The organism is Ruegeria sp. CDSC025, assembly GCF_059610805.1.
Genome location: NZ_JBXWOJ010000008.1, coordinates 144,774 through 161,360 on the forward strand (window position 1 = coordinate 144,774; position 16,587 = coordinate 161,360).

The 16,587-nt window shown below is 58.2% G+C and carries 16 protein-coding genes; 5 read left to right on the forward strand and 11 right to left on the reverse strand.

All coding sequences use genetic code 11. From position 1 onward, the window contains the following. Nucleotide 1: 1 nt before the first annotated feature. From AC2FH8_RS13180 to AC2FH8_RS13200, 5 genes are all read right to left on the reverse strand, one after another. Nucleotides 2-1,303: an NAD(P)/FAD-dependent oxidoreductase gene (locus AC2FH8_RS13180; protein WP_496689951.1), complete on the reverse strand. Its 1,302-nt coding sequence runs from the start codon at nucleotides 1,301-1,303 to the stop codon at nucleotides 2-4. Continuing rightward, nucleotides 1,300-2,118 carry an ABC transporter permease gene (locus AC2FH8_RS13185; protein ID WP_142637169.1) on the reverse strand — a complete coding sequence of 273 codons (819 nt, stop codon included), beginning with the start codon at nucleotides 2,116-2,118 and terminating at the stop codon, nucleotides 1,300-1,302. Before AC2FH8_RS13185 ends, AC2FH8_RS13180 begins: the two co-directional genes overlap by 4 nt. Beyond that, the gene (locus AC2FH8_RS13190) at nucleotides 2,115-3,005 is read right to left on the reverse strand and encodes an ABC transporter permease subunit (protein WP_142637171.1); all 891 of its coding nucleotides are present in this window, start codon (nucleotides 3,003-3,005) and stop codon (nucleotides 2,115-2,117) included. Before AC2FH8_RS13190 ends, AC2FH8_RS13185 begins: the two co-directional genes overlap by 4 nt. Further along, nucleotides 3,005-4,132 (reverse strand): ABC transporter ATP-binding protein, encoded by a 1,128-nt coding sequence (locus AC2FH8_RS13195; RefSeq protein WP_281995444.1) that lies wholly within the window; start codon nucleotides 4,130-4,132, stop codon nucleotides 3,005-3,007. The genes AC2FH8_RS13190 and AC2FH8_RS13195 overlap by 1 nt, the downstream gene beginning before the upstream one ends. A gap of 69 nt (nucleotides 4,133-4,201) precedes the next feature. After that, a complete protein-coding gene (locus AC2FH8_RS13200; RefSeq protein WP_281995445.1) occupies nucleotides 4,202-5,287 on the reverse strand; it encodes a polyamine ABC transporter substrate-binding protein in 1,086 nt (361 codons plus the stop codon). Between the two features lie 141 nt (nucleotides 5,288-5,428). On the opposite strand from AC2FH8_RS13200, the gene AC2FH8_RS13205 reads away from it, so the two are divergent. Both AC2FH8_RS13205 and AC2FH8_RS13210 read left to right on the forward strand, forming a co-directional pair. Continuing rightward, complete coding sequence (locus AC2FH8_RS13205) at nucleotides 5,429-6,112, forward strand: GntR family transcriptional regulator (protein ID WP_271949594.1); 684 nt, start codon at nucleotides 5,429-5,431, stop codon at nucleotides 6,110-6,112. A gap of 75 nt (nucleotides 6,113-6,187) precedes the next feature. Then, nucleotides 6,188-7,585, forward strand: a complete 1,398-nt coding sequence (locus AC2FH8_RS13210; RefSeq protein WP_281995446.1) for an aspartate aminotransferase family protein — start codon at nucleotides 6,188-6,190, stop codon at nucleotides 7,583-7,585. A gap of 73 nt (nucleotides 7,586-7,658) precedes the next feature. Here the strand turns inward: AC2FH8_RS13210 and AC2FH8_RS13215 are convergent, their stop codons facing one another. Next, nucleotides 7,659-8,957, reverse strand: coding sequence for a lytic murein transglycosylase (locus AC2FH8_RS13215; protein ID WP_496689952.1), 1,299 nt, complete (start codon nucleotides 8,955-8,957; stop codon nucleotides 7,659-7,661). A 62-nt stretch (nucleotides 8,958-9,019) separates the two neighbouring features. Then, complete coding sequence (locus AC2FH8_RS13220; protein WP_496689953.1) at nucleotides 9,020-9,733, reverse strand: helix-turn-helix transcriptional regulator; 714 nt, start codon at nucleotides 9,731-9,733, stop codon at nucleotides 9,020-9,022. 67 nt (nucleotides 9,734-9,800) lie between these two features. Between AC2FH8_RS13220 and AC2FH8_RS13225 the strand changes: the two genes are divergently transcribed. Both AC2FH8_RS13225 and AC2FH8_RS13230 read left to right on the forward strand, forming a co-directional pair. Then, nucleotides 9,801-10,514, forward strand: a complete 714-nt coding sequence (locus AC2FH8_RS13225) for a glutathione S-transferase family protein (RefSeq protein ID WP_496689954.1) — start codon at nucleotides 9,801-9,803, stop codon at nucleotides 10,512-10,514. Further along, entirely contained in the window at nucleotides 10,511-10,909 is a 399-nt protein-coding gene (locus AC2FH8_RS13230) for a DUF1801 domain-containing protein (RefSeq protein ID WP_496689955.1), read from the forward strand. The genes AC2FH8_RS13225 and AC2FH8_RS13230 overlap by 4 nt, the downstream gene beginning before the upstream one ends. Before the next feature lie 31 nt (nucleotides 10,910-10,940). Here AC2FH8_RS13230 and rnr read toward each other — a convergent pair whose 3' ends face one another. From rnr to dapE, 3 genes are read right to left on the reverse strand one after another with little or no spacing between them, the layout of a single operon-like run. Continuing rightward, on the reverse strand, nucleotides 10,941-13,202 hold the full coding sequence (rnr, locus tag AC2FH8_RS13235) for a ribonuclease R (RefSeq protein WP_496689956.1): 2,262 nt from the start codon (nucleotides 13,200-13,202) through the stop codon (nucleotides 10,941-10,943). Nucleotides 13,203-13,249: 47 nt separating this feature from the next. Next, nucleotides 13,250-13,825 (reverse strand): TIGR04282 family arsenosugar biosynthesis glycosyltransferase, encoded by a 576-nt coding sequence (locus AC2FH8_RS13240; protein ID WP_281995450.1) that lies wholly within the window; start codon nucleotides 13,823-13,825, stop codon nucleotides 13,250-13,252. Nucleotides 13,826-13,828: 3 nt separating this feature from the next. After that, complete coding sequence (dapE, locus tag AC2FH8_RS13245) at nucleotides 13,829-14,968, reverse strand: succinyl-diaminopimelate desuccinylase (RefSeq protein WP_281995451.1); 1,140 nt, start codon at nucleotides 14,966-14,968, stop codon at nucleotides 13,829-13,831. 208 nt (nucleotides 14,969-15,176) lie between these two features. Here dapE and AC2FH8_RS13250 point away from each other — a divergent pair, with 208 nt between their 5' ends. Further along, nucleotides 15,177-16,235, forward strand: a complete 1,059-nt coding sequence (locus tag AC2FH8_RS13250) for a transporter substrate-binding domain-containing protein (protein WP_496689957.1) — start codon at nucleotides 15,177-15,179, stop codon at nucleotides 16,233-16,235. Here AC2FH8_RS13250 and AC2FH8_RS13255 read toward each other — a convergent pair. Beyond that, entirely contained in the window at nucleotides 16,232-16,576 is a 345-nt protein-coding gene (locus AC2FH8_RS13255; RefSeq protein WP_039539567.1) for a DUF8846 family protein, read from the reverse strand. The two genes, AC2FH8_RS13250 and AC2FH8_RS13255, sit on opposite strands and share 4 nt — an antisense overlap. Nucleotides 16,577-16,587 lie beyond the last annotated feature (11 nt).

Below are 16,587 nucleotides of genomic sequence, written 5' to 3' on the forward strand. Positions count from 1 at the left end.
GTCAGAGGTCGGCCAGTGCCATTAGCGCATAGGCTGGCGGCATCAGCGCCCGCCGCCAGGACCCAAGTGGAAAACGCCGCGGGGGTCGGGCCATTGGCTCAGGCAATTCCGCATCCTGTCCAAGCACCATGCGACTAAGCGCCCGCCCACAATAGGTACCCATCGCGACGCCGTTTCCATGATAGGCCAGCCCAGCAAACATCCCATTCTGACCCGGAACGGGCCCTGCGAACGGCGTCAGGTCCTGGGTAAGGCACACCATCCCTGACCACATATTGGTCACGTCCACATCGGCCCATGCCGGAAACATGGCCTTGAAATCACGCTGCACCTTTTGCCGGATCGCAGCCTCGGCCTTAGGTGATGAGCGCAGGCCACCGCGCATCCCAAACAGAAACCGTCGATCCGGCATAAGACGAAAATAGTGCAGGAGATTTCGTGTATCGTAAGACATCTGATCCGAGGTCCAGCCCTGCGCCGATACCTCAGCCTCGGTCAACGGGCGGGTCACCAGAACGGTTGATTGCGCTGGCATATAGCGCCCAGACAGCCATTCAGGCATGTTTTCACTGGAATATCCGTTGGTGCATATCAGTACATTCGACGCTTTGATCCGTCCTGACGCGGTTCGAACATCAAAGCTCGCGCTGGTTTTGGTGATGTCTCTGGCCATGGTTTTCTGAAAAAATCGGACCCCAACGGAAGCGGCCGCATTTGCAATGCCGAACAGGTATTTCCGGGGGTTCAGACCAAATCCGACCGGCACGCTATAGCCCCCGAAAAAATCCCCACCCAACCCGAGCCCGGGCAGGTCGGCTGCCTCATGCAAGCAGCCCCCGTCATCCGCAGAGCGTCGCAATTTCTCCATGGCGCGGGCGGTGTGGGCCAGGGCGGTCTCGCCCTTGGAATGAACGTCCGCTTCGATCTGATGCGCCTCAAGCAGGTCGGCGACAAGATTGACCGCATCCACTTCGGCCCGGGCAAAGCTTTCGGCCCCCTCGACCCCATATCGCCGAGCCATGCCACGATCGCTCAGCTTTGACCCACCTCGGCAGCAAAACCCACCATTGCGACCCGAGGCACCCCACCCCGGCGTCTCCGCCTCGAGAACTGCGACGGATAGGCCTGCCTGCCCCAGGAAAAGCGCGGCTGTAACACCTGTGAACCCGCCGCCGATGATGGCGACATCCACGCTCAGATCATCCTGCAACACCGGCCAGTCTGGTGCTGCGATAGTTTCATCCCACCAGCACCCTGATCGCGGTCCAGATCCATAGGTATACTCAGGGAACAGACGTTTCATTCCGCACGCACTGCCGCCATCTCATCCTGTTTTTGCCGGACCATCGCGCGCTTGGTGACCAAAGATGCTGCTATGACACCGACCGTCACGACCGCAATCATGATCGTGGATAGCGCATTGATTTCAGGGCTGACGCCCAGCCGCACAGCTGAGAAAATCTTGATCGGCAGAGTCGTGGCTGACGGGCCCGATGTGAATGATGCGATCACCAGATCATCCAGCGACAGCGTAAAAGCCAATAGCCAGCCTGAAATCACCGCCGGGGCGATGATCGGCAGGGTGACAAGACGGAAGGCTTGTGCGGGTGAGCACCCAAGATCCAACGCTGCCTCTTCCAGAGACTGATCAAACGTGACCAGACGTGAGGATACAACAACCGACACGAAGCACATTGAAAAGGTCGTATGTGCCAGCACGATGGTCAAAATACCCCGGTCCAGTCCAATTCCGATGAACAGCAGCAAAAGCGACAAGCCAGTGATCACTTCGGGCATCACAAGAGGCGCATAGATCATGCCTGAAAACAGAGTCCGGCCAAAGAACCGCCCACCGCGTACCAGCACATAAGCCGCCGCCGTACCCAGAATGGTGGCTAGGGTCGACGAGAATACTGCAACCCGCAAGGTGACCCAGGCAGCATCAAGAAACGCTTCGTTCTGGACCAACTCACCATACCATTTGGTCGAAAATCCAGCCCAAACCGTGACCAGTTTGCTTTCGTTAAAAGAGAAGATGATCAAAATGAGCATCGGGATATAGAGAAACGCGAAACCAAGCGTCAACGAGACGACGTTGAACCAGCTTAACCTGTTCATTGCTCAGCCTCCGTCTGTTTCTGCTGGTTGCGCTGGAACAGCACGATGGGAATCACAAGGATCAGCAACAGCACAACTGCCACGGCACCGGCCACCGGCCAGTCGCGGTTCGAGAAGAACTCCTCCCACAACACTTTGCCGATCATCAATGTCCCGGATCCCCCGAGCAATGATGGGATCACAAATTCGCCGATCACCGGAATCATCACCAGGAAACAACCCGCGATGATACCCGGGCGTGACAAGGGGATCGTTATCAGCCAGAAGGCCTGAATACGCGAACAGCCCAAATCCTCTGCGGCCTCGATCAGCGACTCGTCCATTCGTTCAAGCGCGGAATAGATCGGCAGAATCATGAAGGGCAGATAGGTATAGACGATACCGATATAGACAGCTGTGTTGGTGTTCAGAATGGTCAGCGGGGTCGAGATGATGCCCGTCCACAGCAGCAGTTGGTTCAGGTAACCTTCGTTGCTGAGAATACCCATCCAAGCATAGACCCGGATCAGGAACGACGTCCAGAACGGCAGAATTACCAACATCATCAACGTCGGGCGCCACTCAGCCGGTGCGCGGGCCATGCCATACGCGATAGGATACCCCACCAGCAAAGTCAGTATGGTTGAAATCAACGCGATTTTGACACTGGACAGGTAAGCTTTCCAATACAGGTCATCTTCGGTTAGCCAGACGAAATTCTCAAAATCCAGCTGGCTGAAGAAATCCCTGAGCCCGGCCCAGCCCTGAGATAGATCCAGTGTCGGCGTGTAAGGCGGGATGGCCAGCTCCGTGTCCGAAAGCGAGATTTTCAGAACGATGAAAAATGGCACCAGAAACAGCGCCAAAAGCCAGACATACGGGACGGCGATCAGAAGGGCGCGGCGCATCAATCCGCCAACAGAACCGCGGCGGTGGCTGTCCAGGACAGCCAGACCGGGTCTTCCCATGTAAAGGAACGACGCGAAATGCGACGGGTATTTGCCGTCTGCGCCTTGATAATCGTGCCGTTATTCAGTTCGACGTGATAAGTGGACAGATTGCCCAGATAGGCAATGTCAAGCACCTTGCCCTGCACTGCGTTGATTGCATCCGCAGGACGATCAACCGAGATCGTCACCTTCTCGGGGCGGATCGCCAGATGACATAGCTGGCCGCTCGAAAACTCTGTGGTCGAGGACGCAGTCAAAGGTGCCTGACCTTCAGCCCAGTCAATCTGATAGGTCTCATCGGCGCTTGCCGTGGCTCGGCCCTGGATGATGTTCACGTCGCCAATGAAATCGGCCACATAGACCGAACTGGGATTCTCATAAATCCGGTCGGGTGTCGCCACTTGTATCAGATTACCCTGATCCATTACCGCAACCCGGCTGGCCACGGTCATCGCCTCTTCCTGATCATGGGTCACGATCACAAAGGTGGTGCCGGTCTTTTCCTGAATATCCATCAGCTCGAACTGCGTATCCTGTCGCAGTTTCTTATCCAGCGCCCCCAAAGGTTCGTCCAGCAACAGCAGCTTCGGCGCTTTTGCCAGGGATCGCGCAAGCGCCACGCGCTGACGCTGACCACCAGAGATCTGGTGCGGTTTGCGACGGGCGAATTGTTCAAGCCGGGTCAGGCGCAACATCTCTTCGACACGATCCATAAGATCATGCTTTGGCATATTGTCCCGACGCAGACCAAAGGCGATGTTTTCCCAGATAGATAGATGCGGAAACAGCGCGTAGGATTGGAACATCATGTTCACAGCCCGTTTGTTCGGTGGAATGGGATCTATATCCTGCCCGCCCAGCAGAATATGCCCTTCGGTCGGTTTTTCAAACCCGGCCAACATTCGCATCATCGTGGTCTTGCCGCAGCCCGAGGGCCCTAGCAGAGCAAAGAATTCTTTCTCAAATATATCCAAGGACAGATTGTCGATGGCCGTGAACTCACCAAACCGTTTGGTGACATTCTGGAACTGGATCAGAGGTTTCGCCTGTGGGTCTTCCCACGGCACAAAAACAGTAGAGTTCAAAACGGCCCCCGTTCGGCAATCTGAAAAGAATGGCAGGGCGGTTGGTCCGCCCTGCTGAAACAAGCCGGATCAGGTGCCCGATTTGATCTTGGTCCACAAACGGGTCACGACCCGCTGTATCTTCGACGGGTAAGGCGTCGTGATATAGAGGTTTTGCATGGTCGCATCATCCGGATAGATGGCCGGATCACCGATCACGTCTTCCTCAAGAAGTTCTTGCGAAGCCTTGTTGCCATTGGCGTAGTAAACATAGTTCGAGGCCGCCGCCATATTGTTGGCATCCAGAATGAAATTCAGGAATTTATGCGCACCCTCCGGGTTCGGAGCATCAGCCGGAATCGCCATCTGGTCGAACCACATCAACGACCCTTCAGCAAAGGGATGGTACTCAATTTCAACACCATTATCGGCTTCAGCCGCACGATCGCGGGCCTGCAGGATATCACCCGACCACCCCACGGCGACACAGATGTCGCCATTGGCCAATGCGTTGATATATTCCGAGCTGTGGAACTTCTGAATGTGCGGTCGAACGCTGGTCAAAACCGCCTCGGCCTTGCCAATAACATCTTTGTCATGGCTGTCCGGGTCTTCACCCAAATATTGCAGAACCATCGGAATGATTTCTGCCGGAGCATCCAGGAAATGAACGCCGCAGGATGCAAGTTTCTCCATATTCTCGGGTTTCAGAACCAGATCCATGCTGTTCAGCGCAACATCCTCGCCCAACGCTTCCTGCACTTTTCCAACATTTACACCAAGCCCGGTTGTGCCCCACATGTAGTTGATAGAATAGGCGTTGTCCGGATCATACCCGGCAGTACGTTCCTGAATCACATCCCACAGATTGCCTGAATTCGACAGCTGTGCAGCGTCAAGCGCCTGAAAGGCTCCAGCCTGGATCTGACGCTGAAGGAAAGTACCCGAAGGCACCACCACGTCATAGCCTGATCCACCGGCCAGCATCTTGGTCTCCAATACCTCGTTGCTGTCAAAAACATCATAAATCAGAGTCAGACCGGTATCTTCCTCGAACTTTGTCAGAAGCTCTTCGTCGATATAGTCGGACCAGTTGTAAACACGCACCTCTTCAGCGAAGGCCGCCGAAGTCCCCAATGCGATGACCGCTGTCATGGTCAGCGTTTTGATTGTCATATTATTCTCCCTGCAAGTGTACGCGCTATTTTCCCGTTTTTTTGGATTTGATCAAGTTTTGCGTTTTCGCACGATCCGTCGTATGGTTTCACGAGGTCAGAAACCTGACAAGTCAACATAGCGGGAAACAGGGCAAACCACTTGGATTTGATCAAAAATAAGGCATCCAGCACTGACGGTGCGCGTGAAAAACGACCTGCGCATGAACAGGTCTATAATACCCTCAGATCACAAATCATGTACGGTGAATTGGTGCCGGGGCAACCCGTCACGATCCAGGGTCTCACTGATTCGCTGGGTGTTGGAATGACCCCTGTGCGGGAGGCGATCAGGCGCCTGATATCCGATGGTGCTCTGGTGTTTCAGGGCAACCGCCGAGTGAGTGTTCCTCTTCTGACCGACGGCGACGTCGAACAGATGATTTATTCAAGAATCAAAATAGAATCAGAGCTTTCGAGGCGTGCAACTGCGAATGTGACACCTCAGGACATTGATCATCTTGAGCAGATCGACCAACGTCTGGATCGCACTATCAGCGATGGAGACGTCAGCGGCTATCTGCGCCTCAACCACCGGTTTCACGAAACGCTTTACGGCCATGCAAACGCCCCGATTCTCAATGATCTGGCCGAGCGCCTGTGGCTTAGATTCGGGCCGTCTTTGCGCGTTGTATGTGGTAGATTCGGCACTCAGAGCCTGCCGGACCGCCACAAGGATATCATTTCGGCGTTGCGCAATCAGGACGCGGATATGGCAGCAAAAGCAACCGCACAAGATATCGAACAGGGCATGGAGCTGATGGCAGACGCCTTAGTCAACGCTTAGATCTGTCCGATTCGATTGACAGGAAAAAATTTGATCATATTGTAGCTGCCAATCGCTCTTGCAGGAGATTTTCCGATGTCGACCATCACAAACCATTTGCCCACGGCCCAGCTGCAGGCCTTGGACGCCGCCCACCACATGCACCCTTTTTCGGCCAATGGCGCCCTAGGGAAAGAAGGCGCGCGCGTGATCACCCGTGCGAAGGGCGTCTACCTTACGGACAGCGAGGGTGAAGAAATACTCGATGCAATGGCGGGCCTGTGGTGTGTCAATATCGGCTATGGTCGCGATGAACTGGCCGAGGTCGCAGCCCGCCAGATGCGCGAACTGCCGTATTACAATACCTTTTTCAAAACGACCCACGTCCCTGCCATCGCGCTGGCCGCGAAGATCGCGGAACTTGCGCCGGGCGATCTGAACCATGTGTTCTTTGCAGCCGGCGGGTCTGAGGCGAATGACACAAACATCCGTCTGGTTCGGACCTATTGGGCCGAAAAAGGCCAGCCCGACAAGAACATCATCATCAGCCGCCATAACGCCTATCATGGCTCTTCGGTCGGCTCGGCGTCGTTGGGCGGCATGGCAGGGATGCACGCGCAGGGTGGAATCCCGATCCCGAATATCCACCATATCAACCAGCCAAACTGGTGGGCCGAAGGTGGCAGCATGTCACCCGAAGAATTCGGCCTGGCCCGCGCGCGTGAGCTGGAAGAAGCAATCGAGGAGCTGGGCGAAAACCGCGTCGCGGCCTTTATCGCCGAACCCGTTCAGGGCGCAGGTGGCGTGATCGTTGCACCGGATACCTACTGGCCTGAAATTCAGCGCATCTGTGACAAATACGATATCCTGTTGATCGCGGATGAGGTCATCTGCGGCTTTGGCCGCACCGGCAATTGGTTCGGGTCACAAACCGTCGGCATTCGCCCCGATATCATGACCATCGCCAAAGGCCTCAGCTCGGGCTATGCGCCGATTGGCGGATCCATCGTAAGCGATGAAATCGCCGAGGTCATTGGTGGCACCGAGTTCAATCACGGCTACACCTATTCCGGCCATCCGGTCGCCGCCGCCGTGGCACTGGAAAACCTGCGCATCCTCGAAGAAGAAAAGATCGTCGAGCATGTCCGCGATGTGGCCGCGCCGTATCTGAAGGAAAAATGGGAGGCGCTGGCCGATCACCCGCTTGTGGGCGAGGCCAAGATCGTCGGCATGATGGCCTCGATTGCGTTGACCCCGGACAAGGCCAGCCGCGCCAAATTCGCCTCCGATCCGGGTACAGTCGGCTATATCTGCCGCGACCGCTGCTTTGCGAATAACCTGATCATGCGCCATGTGGGCGATCGGATGATCATCTCTCCTCCGCTGGTTCTGACACCCGCGGAAATTGATGAGATGCTCGTACGCATCCACAAATCTCTGGACGAGGCACAGGCCGAGATCATCGCACAGGGCCTGATGAAAGCGGCCTCCTGACCCGCGCAGCTTCATCTGGCTGAAAATACCTCGGGGGAGGCGCCGTCAGGCGACGGGGGCAGAGCCCCCTCCCCTACCTCAACCGCTCTAACAGCGGCGCGGACGCATAGCCGTCCGGCAAAAGCCCCTGTGCTAGTTGATAGGCCCGAACCGCCTCGGTGGTGTTCGGGCCGGTGCGCCCGTCGATCCCCTGCGTATCGAACCCGGCTTCGGTCAGCCGGAGCTGCAATTCCTTCTTCTCAGCAAAGCTCAACGCCCGATCACCCCGAGGCCACTCGGCCTGAAACGCCGCGCGACCCGCCAGACGGTCGGACAAATGTCCAATGCCGATCACATAGGCATCTGCACCGTTGTATTGCTCGATCACGCGGAAATTTTCGAAGACCATCAATGCAACGCCTTCACCACCCGCTGGCAACAAGATCGCTGCCTGACCATGATCCGCAAGCGGCTGTCCATCCCACGCAACCACGCCCAGCGCCGCCCAGTCTGACGGCAGCAGCGTGTAATCGCGTCTCGCGGCCGCAAAATCGAACCCGGCGGGCAGGCGCACTTCAACACCCCATGGCTGTCCCTTGGTCCACCCATGACGCGCCAGATAGGCCGCTGTCGAGGCCAGCGCGTCGGTCGGGTCATCCGCCCATATATCCCGCCGCCCATCACCGTCGAAATCCACGGCGTGATCCAAAAACGAGGTCGGTATGAACTGCGTATGCCCCATTGCTCCGGCCCAGCTTCCGATCATCGTTGCGGGGCTGACATCGCCTACCTGAATGATCCGCAAGGCGGCAATCAGTTGCGTTTCAAAGAACTCAGCCCGTCGGGCATCAAAGGCCAGCGTCGCAAGCGAACGGATCGTCTGATCCGACCCCCGAAATGTGCCGAAAGATGTCTCAAGCCCCCAAATCGCGGCCACGACCTCTTTTTCGACGCCATACTGCGCCTCAATCCGGGTCAGCACCGCGGCATGGCGTTCCAACCCCGCGCGACCGTCCGCGACGCGCCGATCAGAAACGGCCGCATCCAGATAGTCCCAGATGGGCTTGGTAAACTCAGCCTGATTACGATCGCGCTTGATGATGTCCTTGTCATAGGCCAGCCCCGCAAGCGCGCGGTCCAAAGTCCCGGGCAGGATGCCCTGCGCCTGTGCCCTCGCCCGAAAATCACCAAGCCACGCCTGAAACCGGGCGCTTCTTTCCTCTGACACGCGATACATTTCCTCCGATGGTCGGACGACCGGTCGGATTGAGACTGTAAGATCAGCCGACGCCAATTGTATCGGCTGTGGCCCTTCCGGGCTTTTGATGGACTCCGCCTGTACGATGGATGCCCATAATGCTGCGGTCATAACGCCGCTTACGCATCTACGCATTCCGAATTTCCTGATAACTGCTCAACCACAGGATAGCGCAAAAATGGCAAATCTCAAAGCGCTCAGCTTTCCGAGTCGCGGTCTCTCGCCTCTCGCTCGGACCGCAGCCGGTTCAGAGCTTCGCGCAGCAGGGGGACCCGATTGGGCCGGAACGAGGCCCCGGTAATCTGCATCTCTTGCATGCGATCCAACCGAAACACGCGGAAATCCTGCCGCAACAGACACCAGCTGATCAGCACGCTGGCGCGGTCCATGTAAACGATGCTCAACGGATTTACGCGGCGATGGGTCTCATCGCCTTTGGCATCCCAATAGGAAAATTCGATCGTCTGTTCGTCCCAGGTGGCCCGCCGCAGTTCAGCAACATCCACCGTTGGTTTCGCCGGCCGGTCAAACCGTGTGGCGGTCAGCACCGCATGGCTGAGGCGCTGAGACTGGCGCGGTGGCAAACGACCCTGCAGCTTGCGTAGGACTTCGCTGGCAGCCTCTGAGAGGCCGGGATCACCAATGGATTGTACCTCGCGCAGGCCAAGCACCAGGGCCTCAAGCTCATCATCGGTGAAGCCAAGCGGTGGCAGGGTGGCGTCCTCGATCAGGGTGAACCCGAACCCCGCCTCTCCGTCGATCACGGCGCCGAGGCTGCGCAATGAATCGATGTCTCGGTGAATCGTGCGCGGCGAAACGCCCAGATCCTGAGCCAGCTCAATCGACGTTCTTGGCGACGGGCCAGAGCGCAAGGATTGCATTAATTGGAACAAACGGGCGGTGCGGGTCATAATGCAGGTTACTTTATCTCTAATGACAGAAATTGTCATTAGGCCGGCGTACTCATCACATATCCCCATGATGGAGCCCAAGATGCTGACCCTTTTGACCTACCCCTCCGCCTTTGGCCTGTTCAGCGCCAGCCCGTTTTGCGTGAAAACCGCACTAATGCTACAAACATCGGGCCAGCACTGGCAGCGATCTGATCTCCTTGATCCGCGCAAGATGCCGCATCAGAAGCTGCCGGTTCTGTGCACGCCCCAGCGTCTGATCCCCGACAGCGACCTGATCCGCGACTGGCTTGAGGCGCAAGGTAGTGATTTTGATCACGGGCTGAGCGATCTGCAAAAAGCTCAATCTCGTGCTCTGATCCGCCTGACCGAAGAGCATCTGTATTTTCAGATCGTTCAGGACCGTTGGGCGAATGACGAAGTCTGGCCAACCCTGTACAAGACCTTTTTCGCAGGCATCCCCGCCCTGATCCGCAAACCGGTTGCCAATTCTATCCGCAAGAACGTTGTTAAAGGATTGGGGTTTCAGGGCGTCTCTCGATTCTCAGATGCGGAACGTAAGGACAGGCTGGAACGCGATCTTGAGGCGATCTCGGCCTATCTGTGGCAGTCGACTTATCTGATGGGAGAAACCCCGACCTCAGTGGATATGAGCGTGGCCCCGATGCTTGCCGCGATGCGCGCGACGCCGGCCAATACACCGCTGACCCAGCGGATCAAACAGGATAAGCTGTTGAGCGACTACATAGACCGGATGGAGCAGGCGATACCGCTGTCATGACACAATTTGACGATCCCGCAGTGGCAGCGGCCTATCAAGCCCTGCCCGAAGGCACACGTGTCGGGGCGCTTGCGCTGCGTCAGTTGATCCTGGAAACCGCCACTTCGTTGCCCCGCGCGCAGCCGTTGCAAGAGGCATTGCGCTGGGGGCAGCCCGCCTATCTGGCGCCCAAGGGATCCACGATCCGATTGGGCGGGCACAAAGCAGCCCGCTTTGCCCTGTTCGTGCATTGTCAAAGCCGGTTGATGGGCGATTTCACCTCGGCCTTTCCGGGCGAAGATCGGATAGACGGCAACCGCGCTGTTCTGTTTGATGACCCGGGTCAGATCGACGCCACCCGCCATGGCTGGCTGATCGCCCGCGCGTTGACCTATCACCTTCCCGGAAAAGGCTGACTTACATTCGCCTTGTTCCCGAGATGCGAAATCACTTCTGACGGCGTTTGCGTTCCACCTTGCGTTTGATCTTGTCCTTCTTGCGCTTGGTGCTGACCGCCTTGCGTCGCGTTGGGCGCTTGGATGCCCCTCCGCGCCCCGTCGGCAGGGCCTGATCGTCGATCGACAACAGCTCCAACTCCAGCCCGCCCGTCACAGGTGTCGCCTCGGTCAGACGCACGGTGACGCGTTGGCCGATGGCTATGATCAGCCCGGTGTCCGACCCCATCAGGGTTCCGGCCTCGCGGTCGAAATGGAAGAACTCGCGCCCCAAGGATCGCACCGGTACCAGACCGTCCGCGCCGGTCTCGTCCATTTTCACGAAAGCCCCAAACCGGGCGATACCACTGATCCGACCCGAGAACTCAGTCCCAACACGCTCGCTCAGATAAGCCGCCAGATACCGGTCGGTCGTATCTCGTTCCGCCATCATCGAGCGGCGTTCGGTATCCGAGATATGAGTGGCAGTTTCGTCCAGCCGGGCGATCTCATCCTCGGTCAGCCCATCGGTACCCCAGCCATGGGCCGAGATCAACGCGCGGTGCACGATCAGGTCGGCATAGCGCCGGATGGGCGAGGTGAAATGCGCGTAATTCCGCAGCGCCAGCCCGAAATGGCCGAAATTTTCAGCGTTGTAATAGGCCTGCGCCATCGACCGCAGGGTGGTCAGATTGATCAACTCTGCATCCTCGGTGCCCGCAGCCGCATTCAGCAGTGCGTTCAGGTGGCGGGTCTGCAACACCTGCCCCTTGGCCAAATTCAACCCCGCCGCCTGAGCCGTTTCCCGCAGGCTTTCCAGCTTCTCGGGTGCTGGTTCTTCGTGGACACGGAACAGCAGCGGGCGGCGCTTGGCGATCAGGGTTTCAGCCGCAGCGACATTGGCGAGGATCATGAACTCTTCGATCAGCTTATGCGCGTCCAGACGGTCGCGGAAAGCCACGCTTTGAACGTCGCCCGTATCGCTCAGGATAATCTTGCGTTCCGGCAGGTCCAGTTCCAGCGGTTGCCGCACACCCCGCGCCTTTTTCAGTGCAGCATAAGCAGCATAGAGCGGCTTCAATACGGTCTCTAACAGAGGCCCGGTGCGGTCATTGGGGGCACCATCGATGGCCTCCTGCACCTCGGCATAATGCAGCGAGGCGGCGGAGCGCATAAGCCCCCGCACGAACCGGTGGCCGATCTTGTTGCCCTCGGCGTCGATCTGCATCCGCACGGCGATACACGCGCGCGGGACGCCTTCGTGCAACGAACACAAATCACCGGACAGCCGATCCGGCAGCATCGGCACCACGCGGTCGGGGAAATAGCTGGAGTTGCCCCGCTTGCGCGCCTCGCGGTCCAGCGCCGTACCGGGCTGCACATAGGCGGCGACGTCAGCAATGGCGACCCAAATAACATGCCCCCCGGGGTTCTTAGGATCATCGTCAGCATGGGCGAAACAGGCGTCATCATGATCCCGCGCGTCTGAGGGGTCGATGGTCAGCAGCGGCATATCGCGCAGGTCTTCGAGCCCTTTCAGGCCAGCGGGTTTGGCCTTGTCGGCCTCTGCAATCACTGTGTCGGGAAAGTCATCGGGAATGCCATGCTGATGAATGGCGATCAGCGACACGGCCTTGGGGGCCGACGGGTCGCCCAGCCGTTCGACAATGCGGGCACGTGGCAGGCCCATGCGGGTCTTGGGTCCGGCCTGTTCTGCCTCGACCAGCTCACCGTCTTTTGCACCCAGTACGGCACCTTCATTGACCAACCACTCGTTCTGCCCGGCCTTGTCGATGGGCACGATCCGTCCGCCCTCGGTCCCTTTGCGGAAGATACCGACGATCTTGCGCGGGTTGGTTCCGATCCGGCGGATCAGGCGGGCCTCGTAATTATGGTCTTCCTCATGCACCACGGTCAGACGGGCCAGAATGCGGTCGCCTTCACCCAGCGCCGGGTCACTGGCGCGAGTGATCATCAGAACAACCGGCTCGACCCCTTCGCCATGCCATTCCAGCGGGCGCGCGAACAGATCACCATCGGCATTCGGCGCCTTCACCTGCAACACGCTGACAGGCGGCAAACGATCCGGGTCACGATAGCTGCGATTGCGCTTTTCAAGATGCCCTTCGGCCTCAAGTTCCTTGAGGATCCGTTTCAGGTCGATCCGATCCGCGCCCTTGATGCCAAAGGCTTTAGCAATGTCGCGTTTCGAGGTCAGGGTGGGGTTCGCTGAGATCCAATCGAGGACCTCTTGCTTGGTAGGGATGCGAGTCATGATTTCGGCCTATCACGGAGATGCGGCGGCGTCATGACCAAAAAGGGTCAGGCTTGCAGATCAGCAACCGTGTCGACATCGCGCAGCTGATCCAGCATCTCCACCCGGCATCCGGGGATCGAGGCCAGCGTGTCGGCCAGCGCATGTTCCGTCGACCAGCGCACGTTTTGAAACAGGCTGTGTGGCAGGGCACCAATGCGTTGCGCCCCGACCAGCCAATATCCGCCATCCGGGGCCGGACCAAACACCATCTGGTTGCGCCCCAATGCCCGGAACGCGCGCGCGATATGCCCCCGTGTAACCCCTGGGATATCCGCACCGATCAGACAGACTGGCCCTGTTGGCATTTCCCGCAGCATCCGCCCCATACGATCGCCTAGATCCCCACTCCCCTGTGGCGCACGTGGCAGATCAGCGGGCCAGATGCGGCTGGTCAGCCCTTCGCGGTCCGGCGAGACCGCCAGCACGATCTGCCAGCGCGGATCGCGCAGGCGCCGGATCAAAGAGCGGGTCTGATGCCGAAACCACCACGCCGCACCGACCATACCGATATCGCGCCCCAACCGGGTTTTGACACGGCCCGGGCGCGGTTCTTTCGCCATGATCACCAGGGTGCGCTGCATGAATCAGGAAAAATAGTCGGTCAGGATACGAGTATAGACCGCCTTGAGCTGTTCAATCTGCGCCACCTCAACGCATTCATCCACCTGATGCATGGTTTTGCCGACCAAACCAAATTCGACAACCGGACAATGATCCTTGACGAAACGCGCGTCCGAAGTACCCCCAGTTGTTGACATCTCGGGCGTGACCCCGGTTTCAGCCGCAACCGCTTTGGCCACCAATTCCGACAGAGGGCCAGGAGGGGTCAGAAAGCTTTCGCCCGATATCTTGATCCGCACATCAACATCAACGCCAAACGCGGCGGCTACATCGCGCGCCTGCGCTTGCAGCCAATCGCTGAGGCTGGCGCCGGAATGCAGGTCGTTGAACCGGATGTTCACCGCCCCGCTGCACTGTGCCGGGATGACATTTGTGGCGGAATTACCCGTGTCGATCGCCACAACCGCCAGCGTCGAGGCGTCAAAATGATCAGATCCCCGGTCCAACTCGTGACTGGCCAGCCTGTCCATCAGCCGGGCCATGGCGGGCAGTGGGTTCTTTGCCCGGTGCGGATAGGCCGAATGGCCCTGCACACCTGTTACGGTAAACCAGGCGGTCATCGAGCCGCGACGGCCAATCTTCATCATTTCACCCATCCTGTTCGGGCAGGTGGGTTCACCGACCAGGCAGACGCTCATCCGCTCGCCGCATTGATCCATATGGTCAAGCAGGGCGGTGGTGCCATGCAGCGCATCAGCCTCTTCGTCACCCGTGATCGTCAGGATGATCGCCCCGTCGGGCGGCGTGTCGCGTACAAAATCCACTGCCGCCGCTGCAAAGGCCGCCACACCCGATTTCATGTCAGTGGCCCCGCGTCCATACATGAACCCTTCCCGGATTTCTGCCCCGAAAGGCGGTGTGGTCCAAGCGGCCTCGTCGCCCACCGGAACAACATCGGTGTGACCGTTGAAACCAAAGCTTCGGGCGTGACCTTTTGCACCCCATCGCGCAAACAGATTGCTGATGCCGGCGCGATCAACACGGGTACAATCAAACCCCGCCTGCGACAGGACATCCTGCAGCAGGACAAGGGCACCGCCTTCTTCAGGTGTGACCGATGGGCAACGGATCAGGTCGGCCGTCAACGCAATCGGATCTGTCATGGTGGGCCCTTTCCATAAAATTTCTTTCAGGTTCGCGCACAGATTCAACGAATTGGCCCGATTGCCAACCCCAACAGGCCAGAAACCGCGGGCTTTTTCCACCTTGTATCGAACTGACACCCCCGGAAAACATGGGGCCTTACGCTGCGATTGCCTTGTCTGCCGGTTCGAATATGCGCTAGAGGGCCGCGAAACAGGTGATTTTACGATGACACGTGCTCTTTTCGCATTGATCTGCCTGACTTTCGCCGTTCTCGGCCAGCAAAGCCAGGCCCAGACGCTGACGGTTTCGACCGTGACACGGCCTCCGTTTTCTTTTGTCGAAGATGGAGCCCAAACCGGATTCTCGATGGACCTGCTTGAGGCGTTGGCTGAATCCCTGAATTGGGACTATTCCATCCAACGTTCCGACGCCTTTGGCGACATGCTGGGCGCAGTGCAGGACAGATCCGCCGATCTGGCCATCGCCAATATCTCGATCACTGCTTCGCGAGAAACGCAGATGGACTTCAGCCAGCCGATTTTCGAGGCTGGTTTGCAGATCATGGTGCCATCGGACGCGGTGCGCCGCCCGTCACTGCTACATGCGTTACTGTCGCGCGAATTGTTCATTGCTATCGGGCTTGCCTTTGCCATCCTTCTTGGCGGCGGCATGCTGATGTGGGTGTTCGAGCGCCGCTCGCAGCCCTATTTCGACCGCAAGCTAGACGAGGCCTGGTTCCCCTCATTCTGGTGGGCCTTGAATCTGGTGGTCAATGGCGGGTTTGAGGAACGAATGCCGCGCACGCCATTTGGTCGAATTCTGGGTGTAGTGCTGGTTGTATCTTCGCTGTTTATCGTCTCGGTCTTCACTGCGCGGATCACCTCGGTCATGACAGTGGATGCAATCAGTGGCAGCGTGAATTCGATAAATGACCTTTACGGCAAAGAGGTCGGAACAATCTCGAATTCAACCGCTGCTAACTTTCTGAACCGCCGCGAGATCGAGTTTACCAACTATGATGGGCTCGACCCCATGCTTGAAGCCTTTCGCAACGAGGAACTGGACGCCATAGTGTTCGACGCGCCGATCCTGTCCTATTTCGCCGCCCATGAAGGACGCCGGATCGCCTCGATGACAGGCGGTATATTCCTGCGCGAGAATTACGGCATTGCCTTCCCTACCGGGTCCCCGCTGGTCGAAGACGTCAACCAGGCGCTGCTGGCGCTGCGCGAAGACGGCACCTATGACGAGATTTATCGCAAGTGGTTTGGGGCGCGGAACTAAGCCGTCTCTTCATCCCCGAAAAACGGGGTCATCTGCGCCACGATCACTGCATTTTCATCCAGCGCGCGCTGCATCAGGGCCCGTTCATCCGGGTCGATCTCGTGACCTTGCGCTTCACGTTCAGCCAAAGTGCCATAGCCTGTGACATCCAAAGGCGCGGTATCTGCCTGTTTCAGGATCGCCACCGTTTCGCGCACGGCCTCGGCCTCGTCGACGCCGCTGGCAAAACACATCAATGCCGCCCCGGTTGCGCCGTCGGGCAGGCCATCGCCATCCTTGCGACCGATCTGCACAAGCAGGGTATAGACCTGCTGACGCGAAGGTTTCTTTTGCTTTTCCATGCAAGGGGCCA